The following is a 15,583-nucleotide window of genomic DNA, read 5'->3' as shown; positions in this document are numbered from 1 at the left end:
ACTGTTGTTATTTTCAGGCGGCTAAAAAGGATTGCCGGTTTTGAGCAGGCAAAGACTGAATAGCCTTCTTTGAAGCGGATTTAAATAAGTATTCCAGGTACAGACATAAAAACGTGATATTGAGAATGAAAGGGAAAAGCTGGAACCGTAACGCTACGGGGGAAGCAAATACACTAAATCCAAAATTCGTTAGCCAGAATAGTAACATAAGTTGCGTGGCTTTTTTGATAAACGGATGGTGTGTATGTCCCTTTAATACTATAAATGCTACCAATGTGCCAAGGAACAATAAGTTCAGGCTACCGGAAATAACCGGTAAATAATTGAGTATTTCCACTTTCATGTCTTTAGTTCGGGTAGTGACTTTTCTGCTGGTGTAATTGAACCAGCTTTGTGCAATGTTATTTACACTGTCTTGTCCCGTATTATAGGATGCCAGAAATTCCACAGGTGGTGTATAAAATTTAAGTGCGTTGATGTATAGATAGTGTTGTAAAAACTCAGCGGGATATTGTTTGATGAGAAAGGAGCCATAACTGGCATATAGTGGGCCAACGGTAGCCCATTGTTTCAATGGTCCTGTAAAATACTTGTCGGAAGTACTGTCTTTTGTTTGTGCGTACATATACGCCTGTAAAGGAGACAGTTTATTCCACATATACACGGTGCTTGCCTGTAATAGCTCCCAGGGGTATTTATTGGTGTTTTGGGTGGTGTCAAAATAAGTTCTTACCGACTGGTCTAGCTTTTTGAACTTTTCAGGCACAGGTTTGAGATGTGCATTGTCAACATATCTATACCCATACATGGCATTATTGGCGAGTTGCCAGCCACTAAATGGGCTAAATTGCCTTTGTCCGGTTAGTTGGTAATATTTGTTACTGATGTAAGTTATGAACATTCCAATGAGCAGCAGGCTTAATACCAGGCCGCCCAGCTTGTACAGGAGTTTTTCCCGGGCAATAAGAATGGCTATGAATGCAATAATCGGATAGTAAAGTGCATTGTATCGTACCGTAAATGCAAGGAATAAGAACAGTGCTTGTAGCAAAATAGTTTGTGTGGTTGGCTTCTGCAAATTCCATAGTAATAAAGTGAACCAGGTGATACTGAGTGAGATGAATAAAGTATCGCTGGATACATAATTAGAGAGGTAAAAAAATACAGGGTTGATGATCATGATGCCTGATAATAGCCTTTGATTGAACTTGCTGATTGGGTAGAAGTAAAACAAGGTGTATAACAGGAATAGTATACTGGCATATAGCATAAAATATTGTATAGCTACCAGAGCAGTGTCTGATGTGGTAAAAACACTTATCAGGCGTAGAAATTTAGAATATCCGACAGGGTAGGTGTTGATTGCTGAATTGTTTACAGCTGCTTGCAGGTACACATAAGAGTCACCATTAATAAAGCCTGCAAATGGATAAAAGTATTTGAAAATAGAAAACTGTAATAGTAATATCAGGCCTATGAATAGCAATGTTTTTTTGTTGGTGGTATTGCCCCAAAGGAATTGTTTAAAAGTTTTGTTAGTGGAATGCGTTGCCTGTGGCGATTGTGGAGTGGAAGTAGCTTTCGTTTCCTGTGCTTCCTGTTTTACCTCATGATATTCCTGTTCGGTATTAATTTCCCAGATGTTTTCTTTGTAGGTAATGCCCGCTCTGATATTGTCTACCGCTACCATGGCTGTTAGCATGGAGTGATCGGAGTTATTGTATTTGTGCATGCCATTACGGCCTACCAAGAACAGGTTGGTGAAGGTGTTGATATAATGTTTGATTTCATCAAATCGCTCGTAGGTGCCGAAATAAGCGGGATAGGTTTTTTCTACCCGTAGCACGGTAGTGTCCAGTACATCTTCTGCTGTAATCAGCCTCATTTTTACTAATTCTGCAATGCCTCTTTCTTTGATGTTTTCGTTGGTGTTGTTCCAGAAGGCATCGCCCTTATTACAGAAGTATTCCATGCCTAACCATACGTTATCGGGGTTTTTAACCATGTCAGGGCTCCAATTATTGAATATCTGCAGCCTGCCTACTTTTACATCTTTTTCCTGTATATAAATCCAGGTATCTGGTAAAAGATTGTTGTTGGTGTTGACACTGTCTTTGGTAGGTTGTAGCTTTTTTAATAATACACCTACGGTGATAAAATCACGGTATTGCAATCCGGCAGCTACTTCTTTTACCGCGGCTGGCACAGGGGCCTGTAAGCCAGCTATTAGTTCCTGTACCGGCATAGTGGAAAAGAAATAATCCCCTTCGTAATAATTTTTAGCACCAGTAATGGAATCGGTAGTGCTTACGCCGGTTACGTTTTGTTGATGTGTATATAGCTTTTCTACATCCTGATGCAGATGCAGCTCGCCTCCCATTTCCTGGATTTGCCTGGCCACTTCTTCCCATAGCTGACCAGGTCCATATTGTGGATATAGAAACTGCTCAATTAAGCTGGTTTCAGTATCCTTTTGTGCAATGTCGGTAGTGGTTTTCTTCTTTTTTACAGCGGTAGTAATGGCATGTTGTATGGCTTTGCTGATAGATACACCTTTAATGCGCTGGGCGCCCCATTCGGCTGAAATGGCATGACAGGGAACGCCCCATACTTTTTCAGTATAATCTTTAAAGAAGAGATGGTATAGTTTGACGCCAAAGCGGTTGATAAGAAAGTCTTCCAGGCTGGTTTCCTTTCTCTTGAATAGTTGTGCTTTGCTATAGGAAAGGATGATGTTAATGGTAGTAAGGATGCCTAATTTTTGTAGGGTGTCTAACGACAACTGTATAGGATAGTTGAAAAACTTTCTTAAGAAATAGATGCGGGATAAGCGTTTACGCAGCAGCATGGTTTTAGGTTGCTGAGCAGTAGTATCATCCGGAGTATTGGTATGTGTATAGCTATGTGTTTGGTTGTGGTATTGAACGGTAAACTGTTTAGGGGTGCTGGTTGACAGTGGCATTATATTCAGCCACCATTTCATTACCCGGTCACTTTTAGAGAAGAAGCGGTGCCCGCCAATATCTATACGATTGCCTTTATAGTTGACTGTCTTAGAAATGCCACCAATATCTCCGGATTTTTCCAGTATAACAGGGGTAATGTTGGTATGTGTTAACAATTCCCATGCTGCTGTTAATCCTGCAGGGCCGGCTCCTATAATGATGGCTTTTTTAGACATATGTTCTTTCTTGTATTGTGAATGTTTTTATGGGTAACACGCCTGTAATATTTGCTTTCCCTGGAAAAAGAAGGCACTGTACAAGCATTTGCACGGAAAGGAAAACCGTACAGGGACTATGAACAAAGTATAATAAGTATGTCTGCGATAGCGAGCTCAATCTGTGTTTGTAGAAGCAATGTGGTGTTGAGTCGTTCGGTATTTCCTTCCTGGTGTTACTTGTTATTTGCTGTTTGTTTCACAAAGATGAGAAGAGATTTTTTGTGTTTAGCAATGAGAAGTGATCAAAAATCTATTAAAGTCTATCAAAATTATAGACTGTTTATGTTCCTTTCCTATAAATTGAAGGAGGATGCCCGAAATAGTCGCGGAATGCTTTGGTGAAGTTAGCTGGATCGGAGTAGCCTAATGTATCAGAGATATTTCCTATGCTTTCTCCTGTATATAGCAGCTCTTTGGCCTTGAGCATACAATGCTTATGACGATAGGCTGCCAGGGTGGTGCCCAAAGTTAACTTAAAGTATCGTTGCATAGTAACTTCACCAATCACATATTTTTTTGCGAAATATTTTTCTGTTTGCAAAAGCCTGTTGGGATTGGTTTCTATTTCCTGCTTTATTTCGTTGATGATGTGGTAATATTTGTTGAGCGGTACTGCTGTTATTTTATCTGATGCCAGTTGCCATTCGTAATGGCCTATTAAATGAAAAACGGATGTTTTAATGCGCGCATGTAACAGTCGGTTTGTTATGTTGGTGAATAGCTCTTTTTGAATAATGCTTTCTATATAAGCATCTATAGGCAATAGCGGAATAGTAGTGATGTTGTCAGAGGGCAGGCCAGGCGATAACAACTGTTGTATATGGTCAAAGTTGCTGAGTAGCGTCTGCATGTTTTGTGTGTTAGTTGCAATCATTACTGATTCTGTTATGCCAGCTTGCAGAGTTACTGACAGGTTGCCTGGCATAATAGGATAGGCTGTGTAATGATTACTGTTGAGCCAGAGCAGCTCAGCATGTTTTACATACAGGCTGTTTTTGCCCTTGAGCTGATAGTGGAAGGCGATGGCTTCATAGGGAATAGTGTAGGCTATATTGATGGGATAAGTGGTTTCGGAAACGCAATAACATATATGGTGATGAGCGGAGAAATATTGTTGTATGAATACTATACCGGAGGAGTAGCGGCGACATTCTGCATGCGTCATCCAGATGATCTGGTGCTTTTTAAAACTATTGGGAACGGCGACTGGTTCCCAGATGTACTCGTTGTGTGTGGCAATCAAAGGCATCATAATCTACATTTGTTTTGTTAAACAACTTGCTTCTATTCTCTGCCTGTGTGCTTGGTGTGTGTCTGGATAGCTCTTTCCTAAATGAAGGTATTTAGAAAAGGAAATGTAATATTACTGAAAATAATAAGATAATAATTATATATAAATAATTTAATTTCATTGTATGATGTTCCGGGAAGCGGATAGTAATGTTCCGGCTTTATTGATAGTAGGAGCTTACCTATAGTTGAGTAGATGAAGCTATAGGCAAGTGTATGCTGATGTGTTGCAGAATAGAAAGCTATGTGGTAATAAGGTTGTTGCGTATGGCCTCCATGGTAAGCCCCACACGGCTACGTACTCTGAATTTTTGAAATAAACTGTCCCGGTATGCATCGATGACTTTTTCGGGCAGCGACATTTTTTTTGCAATTTCGTTATAGGTAAGATCGCTACTGGCCAGTTGTAAAAACTGCAACTCACGTTCGTTCATTACAGGTTGTTTGCGGCGGTTTTTCATGCGTAGCAGCTGGCGATAATCATGGTCGATGCCATCGGCATTGTAGTAACCTTTTTCTTCAATTTGCCGTAATGCGTTTTCCAATTCTACAGGGTTCATGCTTTTTAACACATATGTAGAACAGCCCGCTTGCAGCATGTCGGATATAATATCTTCATTGTATGCTTCCAGTAAGGCTACTGTTTTGATTAAAGGGAATTCTTCTGCTATACAAGCTACGGCTTCCTGCACATTGATGCCGGGAAGACGGGGGCTTATCAGTAATACATCGGGTGTTTCGCTGGTGCGATGCAACATGGAAAGCAGCTCGGTGCCGTTTAATGCGTTGAAGGTGACTACAAAATGTTCAAAAGTGTTAATAAGCAGGCTTACAGAGGTTATAAACAGTTGTTGTTCATCGGCTATGCCAATAGTAGCTTTCATATGTAGGGTGTTTGAGTGAAACGGCAGACTGCGAATAAAATACAAATTATTAACTCATGCAAGCAGGCTAACAGATATTTGTTTTAGTAATTAGTTATAGATTTGGTATGATGCTATTGACAAAAAAGGATAACCGGCTTTTTGCGGCTGGTGGCTATCATTTTGGTATTGGGAGGATGGTTGCCTGGGCTTGTTTTTAGTGCGGTAAGTAAATGGGGATTACCCTTTGCGCGGCAGGCTGTGTATGATTTAAGTATGTTATGGATGTTAGGTATGTGCTTGCTGGTTGTGAAAAAAAAACTGCTGTAAGTGAATGTGAATGAACGGTTTATAAGTGTGACTTCGTTCGGGTAGTGAAGTGTCGTTTTTTGCTGGAAAAATGGATATATTTGTTATATGACAAACGTCAATATTTCGGCTAAAGGGAAAGCGTTGTTGCGCAATAAAAAGCTATCGCAGATGGTGTTAAAAGCCATCGGTGCCAATAGTGACGGCCTGTATTCTGCCAGTGGGGTAAAAGTGCCTGTTGGTGGTAAATCACTTACTATCAGAAGTGTATCTTCTTTAAGCAAGCAGGAGATTGACAAAAATCAGCACTAGCCGCCTGTTTATTCCACGCTCACCATCTTCCAACTACACCACACCGCGATCTGACTTATGAACGTTGCGTTAAGCGCCATTATACTGTTTATTCTGCTGATTCCGGGCATAGCGCTCTATGCCGGATTATTTACCGGTAATTTTTCCAAGCCGGGCCCCAAATTATCGCTACTGGAAGGGTTGTTTTCTACAGGACTTTTTTCGCTGCTGGTGCATTGTATTGCTTTGCTGCTAATACGGGACACTATTCGTTTTGATATACTGATTAAGCTGATTGGCGGGGATATTAAAGACCTGGATAAAATGGTGCCCAATCATGAGTTTAAACGCCTGATTCTTTGGTTTGCCCTGTATAATCTTATCCTGGATGTGATTTGTTTTATCATAGGTAAGTTGTTGCGCATATTGATTCAGCACCTGCAATGGGATGTAAAAGTGCCTTTGCTGCGCGTGCACAATCGCTGGTGGTATTTGCTGAATGGGTATTACCTGGACGAGCTGGGCCGTCCTGGGGATAGAAAGGTGTATGACCTGGTGCTGGTAGATGCCCTGGTGAACACGGGGGCGGGAGCGATGTTGTATACTGGCTACCTGGTAGATTTTGTGTGTGACGGGGAAGACCTGCAGCGTATTTATTTACAAACACCCCTGCGCAGAACCCTGGTGGCGAAAGACACGGATAGTCGTGCTGGAACGGCTGCGCCCGGTGATGCTTATAGTTTAAAGGGCGATTTATTATGCCTGTTTTATAAAGATATCCAGAACATTTCGGTGCATTTTATCATTGCCCCGGAAGAAGATGTGGCCTCGCTGGAGCAGGCTGGTGAAATGGCATCGGAAGGAGATGTGTGAGGTTGTGAGTTTTTATGTTCCTTTGCACTCTTAAAAGGAACAACCTGATGAATTTTTATACGCGTAAATGGGTAAAGCCGGAAGACCTGAATGCACATGGTACTTTGTTTGGCGGTAGTTTATTAAGATGGATTGATGAAGAAGCCGCTATCTATTCTATTATCCAGCTGGGCACCAACCGCTGTGTTACCAAGTACATGAGTGAGATTAACTTTGTGAGCAGCGCCAGCCAGGGTGATATTATTGAGCTGGGCATTAAAGCCACTAATTTTGGCCGTACTTCTTTAACACTGGCCTGTGAGGTACGTAATAAAATAACCCGCAAAAGTATTTTAACGATTGAAAAGATTGTGTTTGTAAGTGTGGATGAACATGGTACGCCTGTGCCACATGGCAAAACGGAAATCACTTATACGGATGAGCGCTTGCGTGAAGATTAGCAAAAAAGCGCTGGCTGCGTGCCATTCGCCTGTTTAACAGAACTGTTGAATACAAGCTGTTGGTTTCTGAATACATGTCAGAGATGAACAGCTTTTTTATTGGTGGCATATTAAAAAAATGGCGGGCTATGAGAACAAAGCCCGCGTGTGTTTGGACATGACTGCGGGGCATAAACCGAAAGACCCCGCAACGAGTTGCCGAAAACTTAAGATTGTATCAATCCTGTTTTCTTTAATAATTTCCTGTTTTTGCTATTGTGTATCAGCTGGTGAACCATGGTGTACAGAATAGGTAATATTAACAGGGTTAATATGGTAGAGGTAACTAAACCGCCTATTACCACAATAGCCAGTGGCTTTTGTGTTTCGCTGCCGATGCCATGGCTGGTGGCGGCAGGTAACAGCCCGATAGCTGCCATTAATGCAGTCATTACTACCGGGCGCACACGGCTGATTACGCCATCACGTATGGCCTGATGCAGTGGCATTTTGGCGGTGAGGTTTTTACGGAATACACTTATCAGGATTACCCCGTTTTGTATACACACCCCAAACAGTGCAATGAAGCCGATACCGGCGCTGATGCTAAAGTTCATACCGGTAATATGCAGTGCCAGGATACCACCTATTAATGCGAAGGGTACGTTGAGGATGGTAAGTATGGAATCTTTGGCATTACCGAAGGTGATGAACAGGATCAGGAAAATGCCCAGTAAACAGATAGGCACTACGGTGCTTAATGTTTTAGTGGCACGTTGCTGGTTTTCAAATACTCCGTTCCAGGTCATGGTATAACCATCAGGCAGGTGAACGGCGTCCTTTACCTTTTGCTGCGCTTCGGCAATGGTGCTGCCGAGGTCGCGTCCGCGGACACTGAATTTCACTGGTATATAGCGCATATTGTTATCGCGGTATACAAAGGCCGGTCCTGTTAAGGTTTTGATATTGGCTATTTCACTTAACGGAATTTTGGCATCATCCTGTGTAGGAATCATCAATTGCTCAATTTCTTCCTGTGTGGCGCGGAACTCTTTCAGGTAGCGGATACGGATATCGAACTTGCGTTCGCCTTCGTACAGCTGTGTAGCGGCTTTACCACCCAGGGCCATTTCAATCACACTTTGTGCATCGGCAGTACTCACGCCATACAGCGCCATCTTTTGCTGATCCAGTTCAATGCGGAATTCCGGCTGGCCCAGGTTGCGTAATATACCCAGGTCTTCCACACCTTCAATTTTACCTAAAACGCCTTGTACACGGGTGGCCAAAGAGTCCATAGTATTGAAGTCGCGGCCGAATATTTTTACGGCTAAGGAGGCAGGGATGCCTGCTACGGCTTCATCTACGTTATCGCGAATAGGCTGACTGTAGTTTAACAGCAGGCCAGGTATTTTACTTAACTGCTGGTTGAGGCTGTCAATTAACATTTCGGTGCTGACGCCTTTACGCCATTCGTCGTGTGATTTTAAATCTACCCCGATTTCCACGTTGAAAAATCCTTTAGGATCGGTACCATCATTCGTACGGCCTATCTGTGCGAGCGTGTGTCGTACTTCGGGATATTGGCGTATGATGGCACTCATCTTATCGGATATTTCCTTGCTCTGGCTTAAGGAAGCACTCATAGGCATTTGTGCTTTCACCCACAGGGCGCCTTCATCCAGGTCGGGCAGAAACTCAGATCCCAGGAAGCGGAAGCTAAAGAAGGAAACTGCCATAAAGCTGACGGCCACTATCAGGCTTATCTTCGGGTATTTATATGTTCGATCGAACAGGGTGCGGATACCATTCTCAAAGAACAATACTATCGGGTTGTGCTTTTCGCGTACGTTTTTGCGTAACAGTATGCTACTTAAAGCCGGTACTAATGTTAAGGTGAACAGTAAGGCGCCCAGTAATGCGAAGCTTAACGTGTAAGCTAGCGGGCTGAACATTTTACCTTCTACTTTCTGGAAGGCGAAAATGGGTATTAAACAGGTGATGATAATCAGTTTGCTGAAAAAGATGGCTTTACCCATTTCGGTGCCTACCTGTTTAAACAGGCCCAGCTTAGCCAGCTTGTTGAACTTTTCCATCCCTACTTCGCGTGCACGATGGTCCAATGCCACAAACAGCCCTTCCACCATTACCACGGCCCCATCTATGATGATCCCGAAGTCGATAGCGCCCATAGAAAGCAGGTTGGCGTTCATGCCTTTTAAGCGCATACACATAAAGGCAAACAACAAGCTTAGCGGGATAATAATGCTTACAGTTATTGTTGTGCGCCAGTCGGCCATAAACAGTAATACTATTACAGTTACCAGTATAATGCCTTCTACCAGGTTGTGTAATACTGTATGGGTGGCAAACTCCATGAGGTTGGTGCGATCGTAGAACGGAACGATTTTTACATCCTTAGGCAGGATATTATTGTTGAGATCTTCTACCTTGGCATGAATGCGATCCAGCACTTCGGCTGTGTTTTCGCCTTTGGTCATTACCACAATACCTTCAATAACATCTTCCTTTTTATCCAGCGATACCTGTCCTAAACGTGGTTTGCCGGCTTCTTTTACAGAGGCAACATTGCGCACGAGGATAGGAACGCCGTTTTGCTTGGTGATGATGATGTTTTCAATTTCGCTGATGTTGTTTAATAAACCAATGCCACGCACTACATAGGCCTGGCCGTTGCGTTCAATAACATCGCCACCTACGTTGATATTGCTTTTGGCAACGGCATTGTATACGTCCAGCGAGCTAAGACCGTATTTGGTAAGGTAGTTGGGATTTACGCCTATTTCAAAGCTTCTTTCTTCACCGCCAAAACAGTTTACATCGGCAATGCCGGGAACGGACTTAAACTGCCTGTCGAGTACCCAGTCCTGCAGGGTGTACAGTTCGCGAATGTTACGGGTGCTGCTTTTGAGCGTGTAACGGTAAATTTCACCGGTAGGACCGTAGGGGGGCTGCACTTCGGGCTTAATGCCATCGGGCAGGTCTACGTTCATAATACGCGCCATTATCTGCTGACGGGCAAATGCATCTTCTACATTGTCGTCGAAAATGATACGCACATAGGATAAACCAAAAGAAGAGGTAGTACGGAGGTTACTTTTCTTTTGTACGCTGTTTAGCACAGTTTCCAAAGGAATGGTCACAAATTTTTCTACCTCTTCTGCGCTGCGCCCGGGCCACTGGGTAATAATAATGATCTGTGTATTGGTTACATCGGGGAAGGTATCGATGGGCGTATTTTTATAGCTGATAAAGCCTATAACGCCAAGTACAGCCGTTAGAAAAAACACCAGGTACCGGTGGCGCAACGAAAAATGTATAATATTCTTGATTAACTTATTCATGGGTAGCGGGGTTTAATCGTTTTGTAATTGTTCGAACAGTAATAACTGGTTTTTTACTACCAGCAACTGGCCCGGCGTAACTCCTGAATTCAGATAGGTTTTGTCGCCCAGCGTTTTCATGATTTCCACGGGGGCAATCTGCATATCACTGGGGCTGTTGTATACTACCACAAAGTCTTTTCCGTTTTGAGATACCAATGCTTTGGTAGGGATACAGATAGCGGAATCTTTTTCAATATTAGATACCTGCACTTTGGCAAACATTTCCGGTTTTAACAGCAATCCTTCGTTTTGCAGGGTAATGCGCACGCGTAAAGCTTTATTGGTAGGATCCAGTACCTCGCTCAGCTTTTCAATTTTTCCGTTGAACACTTTTCCTGGATAGGCTAATGTGCTTACCTGTACGGGTGCGCCCTCTTTTACTTTAGGTATGTCTGTTTCAAACACGTTGGCCCATACCCATACTTCTTTTAAATCGGAGATGGTGAACAGGTTGTCGCCCATATCGGGACGGATAAAGCTGCCTGCATTTACTTTCTTTTCTACAATATAACCGCTGATAGGCGCTATTACGCTGTATACGCCACCGGGCTGGCTGTTACCACCGTTGATGCTTAACAGGGATTGTATTTTTTGTTTAGCGGCTTCGGCCTTCAGATAATTCTGTTTGGCTTCGGTGTAATCTTTTTCGCTGGAGATGCCGCTTTTGTATAAAGACTCTGCATTGTCCAGTTGTCTTTTAGCGATAGCTACGTCGGCATCGGCACCGGATAAATCGGCATAGCTGCCGGCTACATCCGCGCTTTTGATAACGGCAATCACCTGGCCACGTTCTACTCTGTCGCCCAGTGATACTTTGGTTTCTGTTACCTGTCCGCTGCTGTGTGGGAATATTTTTACTACACTGTTTTCGTTGAAGCTGATTTCACCACTTAATGTGAGGGCGTCATCAATGCGTGCGCGGCGAACCGTATCCATCAGTATCATTTTAGCCATGGTATCGCTGAGTACGAATTTCTTGTCTTCCTGCTTCACTTCCTGTTTTTCGTGGCATCCTGCCAGGCTTGCTGCAGCAACGAAGAAGGAGGTGGCGTATGTGATATATAAAGATGCTTTTTGCATATTGTGTCTATTGAATAAATATTGGTAATGGGTTATAATCAGCTAATGGGTTATGGTACTACATCGGTGCCTACTGCATAATTCAGTTCTTCTTTGGCCAGTGCCAGGTTCATTTGCTGCTGTACCAGGCGTTGCTGTACTGCCGTGAAATCGGTAAAGAAATCAATGAATTCCGGCAGGCTTACCTGCTTGGATGAATAGCTTTTTACCATGTTCTGCTGCATTTGCTGATAGGTGGTATAAAACTCCTGCTGTGTAGCGCTGTTTTGCTGTAACACCAGGCTGAGCTTATGATAGGCCGTGCGTACATTGTTTTGCAGGTCGGTGGCTGCATCCATTGTAAGGGCCTGTTGCTGTTTGATGTTGCTTTCGGCACTTTTAATATTACCCTGGTTTCGGTTGAACAAAGGCAATGGTACGGAAATGCCCACTCCCCAATAGTTAGGGGCTACACTACTGTTTTTATCAAAATTGCTTTGTACGGTGATGTCGGGAACGCGCAATGCTTTTTGATAAGCCAGGTTCTGTTGTTGAAACAGGGTTTGTGTTTCCTGTAACTGGTAATAAGGATTGTGTTGCTGCGCGGTAGCTATTAACGCCTCTACGTTTTCCGGTAAGGTGGCGGCTATACGCTGGAAGATAGTTTCTGATTCGGCTGGTTTAACAAAGCTGCCATCTTTTACCTGCAACAGTGTGCGGATATCGGATTGGGTATCGGCCAGTTGTTTTTCCAGGTCAGTCATATCCTGTGTGAGTGTAATTACTAATGCCTGTATACGCAGGTAATCTTTCTGTGCAATGTTGCCCAGTGCCAATTGCGCTTTCATGCCTTCGGACAGCTTGTTGAGCTGTTCCAGCTGGCTTTTGTAAATGGCTTTATAGGCAAACTGCTGAGCAATGGTATAATAATCATTGTGCAGCTGGTAACGCAGGTTGCGCAGCAGGTCCTGTAACTGTAACTCACTTACTTTTCCATTGGTCACTGCCATATCTATTTGTTTACCGCGTTTGCGGGCAGTATAGATGAGCTGCTGTAACTGAATGGAGTATTGTCCCATAGTACTGCCATCTTCCAGGCGTTTGTTATAGGGCAGTAGTTTGCCATTGGCGGCCACTACCTGGTCGGTACTGAGCACCGGATTGTCCCATAATTTGGCTTGTTGTACCAGTGCTTTCTGGGCATCCACGTTATAATGTGCTGCCAGTAATTGTAAGTTGCTGTCGATAAAACGCTTTTCGGCGTCGGCCATACTAAGTCGCAGTGTGTCTGGTTTGCTCTGTTGCTGTGCCCGAACGGGTGCGCTAACCAGGCTACCGTAAAAGATAGCCAGCAATGTCCAGGCAACGGGGTTGAACCTGTTGTTCATTATTGTAAATGTTGGGTTTACGAATTTGTCGGGAAGCAGCTATGCACTAGAGCATCAGCATGGGCTTACCGGCACATGTCCTTTTTCTTTTCCTGTTGGTTGTTGGTAGTGGGGAGTGATAAGGCTGCCCTGGTATCAGTTGTGAGTGATAAGCCGGATTTGTCAGTTCGTGTGTTGGGTTATCAGAAGTATAGAGCCGCGCATCTGCCGGCTTAGGCCTTTCTACCTGTTAGGGTATGGCCACTCTGATAAACACCCAGCTGTTACGTATTGTACTGGTAATAACTGGCTGTACTTACAACTGACTATTGTCAACTTACTACTGGCGCAACGGGCGCCACTGAACACTTACAACTAACCACTACGCTTTGGGTGGTGGAGGGTTGATTTCCTTAAAGAAAAGGAAATAGTAGGCTTCGTTCAAAGGATGGATGTAATTGCGTGTTGCCACGTAAAACGCTCTTTTAGGTTGCAGATCATCAAAGGTGATCATTTTAATGGGAGCGTGTTTGTGCATTTGCATGGCGGAGTGGTCGTTATTCTGCTGGTGGTATTCCGGCAGGGCTCCTTTGTGATGCAGCACTATTTCGGCCACATATTCTACGATGGAGTTGATTTCGTTAAACTCGCCAATAGTGTGTTTGTGTGTTTTGATGGGCTCAAAATCCTGCATGTAAATACTCAAATTGAGTATTTGCATAGCTATCAGAAGGATAAGAAGACGTGATATGTGTAACTTGATACCTGTCATGTCATTGCAAACACGGCACAAGTTTACTGCGGAAAAATCAAAAGATAATGTTAACGGGGAAGTATTTCATGGATTTAATTCCATTTTAATACGTTCCCCGTTGTATTAGGTAGGGTTATCAAAAATTATCCGAAGTTTCTGTTTTCCCGGTACTCTTTACGGATGCAACTGGGCGTTTTGCCTGTTTTGCGGGTAACGGCGCGGGTAAAACAGTGTCGGTCGGCATAGCCTAATTCGTCGCTGATGTCTTCAAATGTTTGTTCACTGGTTTTAATCAGGAAAACGGCGTACTTCATTAATTGATCGCGAATTTCCTTTTCCAGTGAAACTCCGTACAGCGAATAATACAACTTGGTTAAGTTTTTTCCAGGGATGGAATACTTGCTGGAAATGTACTTAATAGTGTGTACGTGCGCATTAGGTTGTGTTCGTAACTGCCATCTTAATTCCTGTAGCTTGGCATACTCATCTGGTGGTTGCACCGGATGTAACTTTGCGTCGGCCAGGTATTGTCTGAACAGTTTTTCCAGCAGGGTTCTTATATCAAGGGTTGCGTAATGGGGGTGGGGGTTGAGGTCGAGTAACTGATCAATGACATGCTGTGCTTCATAACCAATAGAGGCACTGTTGAGTTGATGACTTTGGTTACTGGCGTTTTGCAGTCTTTCCATTACTTCCCGTGGATGTGTGTTGTTTTCGGCAAAATCTTCCAGGAAAGCAGGGGTGGCGGCAATAAACAGCCATTGATGGGTGCCTGGGGGCAGGTTGAACTCACTATCGCCTTTGGGATAAAAAGCTTGCTGATAGCTTTTTTCTTTAAGCGTTAGTTTGTTGCCATTTTGTAACAGGGCTTCGGAATTACCTTCCAGTACGCAATGTAATAAGGCAGAAGGTTGTTCCACGCTGATACGGATGGAAGCAGGTTGTTGCACTAAAAACACATAGTGATACACTGTGAATTTTTTCGCTGCAAACTGTTGTGATAAAACGGTGCCACTGTTGAACTTGTGGCTTTCCATAGACGCTGTCCATGGTAGTTTGTGTTTGGTGCTAAGATGGCGGGAGGGGTCCGTTTTTTTTCCTTCCTCCGGCAAACCAAATCGGTAGAATGTTACTTTCATAGATATTGAGAACTGGGTTTTAGCCTTGCCGATTTTCACGCTGATATGAAATTTCGACGGCTGGTTAATAGAAAGAAAACTGTAAAAAAAGTTCTGATTTATAGTAGTATAGCCGCCCTTCACGGTAAGGGAGTAGTCATTTCCTTTTCTACTATTAAAATAGAAAATATTTTAAACTATACAAATTAAAAATAATACAACTAAATATGTGCTATATGTAACTGTGCAGAAGGTGCTGCATAACTCTTTCAATAGCTTGAAGTTACCCGTTCTTACCTGTTAAAGTGTGATTTTGTAAATCCCTATTTTTAGGTATTTTTTTTTGAATTGTTGCTCCTGTATTATAAATAGTTTGTTCCCGCTTTTCCCATTGCATTTTTGCAATTTTAATACGTTGCAGGTCTATAAACGTACTCCTTCATATAAAAACGGGCTTCGGCCCGTGTGCAGTGTGCTGCTATACCTGTGGCTCACGGTGTCATGGGTAAGCAGCCCTGTTTAACTTTTTTCATCCTTTGTCCGTAGGATGCTTTCACTGCCTGTTTGTGCCAATATTACATTGCTGAGGTATATTGGTACAGCAGGTTTC

At 43.2% G+C, this 15,583-nt stretch carries 11 protein-coding genes; 3 read left to right on the top strand and 8 right to left on the bottom strand.

The genetic code is table 11. The features are described 5' to 3' along the window. Nucleotides 1-13: 13 nt before the first annotated feature. The 3 genes from FLA_RS17920 to FLA_RS17910 all read right to left on the bottom strand — a co-directional run bounded on the left by FLA_RS17920 (nt 14) and on the right by FLA_RS17910 (nt 5,397). A complete protein-coding gene (locus FLA_RS17920; protein WP_076378603.1) occupies nt 14-3,181 on the bottom strand; it encodes an NAD(P)/FAD-dependent oxidoreductase in 3,168 nt (1,055 codons plus the stop codon). Nucleotides 3,182-3,503: 322 nt separating this feature from the next. Beyond that, complete coding sequence (locus FLA_RS17915; protein WP_076378601.1) at nt 3,504-4,475, bottom strand: helix-turn-helix domain-containing protein; 972 nt, start codon at nt 4,473-4,475, stop codon at nt 3,504-3,506. Nucleotides 4,476-4,755: 280 nt separating this feature from the next. Next, the gene (locus tag FLA_RS17910) at nt 4,756-5,397 is read right to left on the bottom strand and encodes a response regulator transcription factor (RefSeq protein WP_076378599.1); all 642 of its coding nucleotides are present in this window, start codon (nt 5,395-5,397) and stop codon (nt 4,756-4,758) included. A gap of 396 nt (nt 5,398-5,793) precedes the next feature. On the opposite strand from FLA_RS17910, the gene FLA_RS17905 reads away from it, so the two are divergent. Genes FLA_RS17905 through FLA_RS17895 form a run of 3 tightly spaced genes read left to right on the top strand, consistent with a single transcriptional unit; the run spans nt 5,794 to nt 7,289 of the window. After that, complete coding sequence (locus FLA_RS17905; protein ID WP_096511125.1) at nt 5,794-5,997, top strand: hypothetical protein; 204 nt, start codon at nt 5,794-5,796, stop codon at nt 5,995-5,997. Nucleotides 5,998-6,054: 57 nt separating this feature from the next. Next, entirely contained in the window at nt 6,055-6,849 is a 795-nt protein-coding gene (locus tag FLA_RS17900; RefSeq protein ID WP_076378597.1) for a hypothetical protein, read from the top strand. 47 nt (nt 6,850-6,896) lie between these two features. Continuing rightward, nucleotides 6,897-7,289 (top strand): acyl-CoA thioesterase, encoded by a 393-nt coding sequence (locus FLA_RS17895; protein ID WP_076378595.1) that lies wholly within the window; start codon nt 6,897-6,899, stop codon nt 7,287-7,289. Nucleotides 7,290-7,495: 206 nt separating this feature from the next. Here the strand turns inward: FLA_RS17895 and FLA_RS17890 are convergent, their stop codons facing one another. The 5 genes from FLA_RS17890 to FLA_RS17870 form a co-directional block, all read right to left on the bottom strand. Next, nucleotides 7,496-10,633 carry an efflux RND transporter permease subunit gene (locus FLA_RS17890; RefSeq protein WP_076378593.1) on the bottom strand — a complete coding sequence of 1,046 codons (3,138 nt, stop codon included), beginning with the start codon at nt 10,631-10,633 and terminating at the stop codon, nt 7,496-7,498. Nucleotides 10,634-10,645: 12 nt separating this feature from the next. Continuing rightward, complete coding sequence (locus FLA_RS17885) at nt 10,646-11,755, bottom strand: efflux RND transporter periplasmic adaptor subunit (RefSeq protein ID WP_076378591.1); 1,110 nt, start codon at nt 11,753-11,755, stop codon at nt 10,646-10,648. A gap of 50 nt (nt 11,756-11,805) precedes the next feature. Continuing rightward, a complete protein-coding gene (locus FLA_RS17880) occupies nt 11,806-13,122 on the bottom strand; it encodes a TolC family protein (protein WP_076378589.1) in 1,317 nt (438 codons plus the stop codon). Nucleotides 13,123-13,483: 361 nt separating this feature from the next. Continuing rightward, on the bottom strand, nt 13,484-13,822 hold the full coding sequence (locus FLA_RS17875) for a hypothetical protein (RefSeq protein WP_144264013.1): 339 nt from the start codon (nt 13,820-13,822) through the stop codon (nt 13,484-13,486). Nucleotides 13,823-13,998: 176 nt separating this feature from the next. Continuing rightward, on the bottom strand, nt 13,999-14,994 hold the full coding sequence (locus FLA_RS17870) for a helix-turn-helix domain-containing protein (protein ID WP_144264012.1): 996 nt from the start codon (nt 14,992-14,994) through the stop codon (nt 13,999-14,001). Nucleotides 14,995-15,583 lie beyond the last annotated feature (589 nt).

The sequence above is a fragment of the Filimonas lacunae genome (assembly GCF_002355595.1).
In the GTDB taxonomy this organism is placed as follows: Bacteria; Bacteroidota; Bacteroidia; order Chitinophagales; family Chitinophagaceae; genus Filimonas; species Filimonas lacunae.
This window is presented reverse-complemented; position numbering and strand designations above follow the sequence as displayed.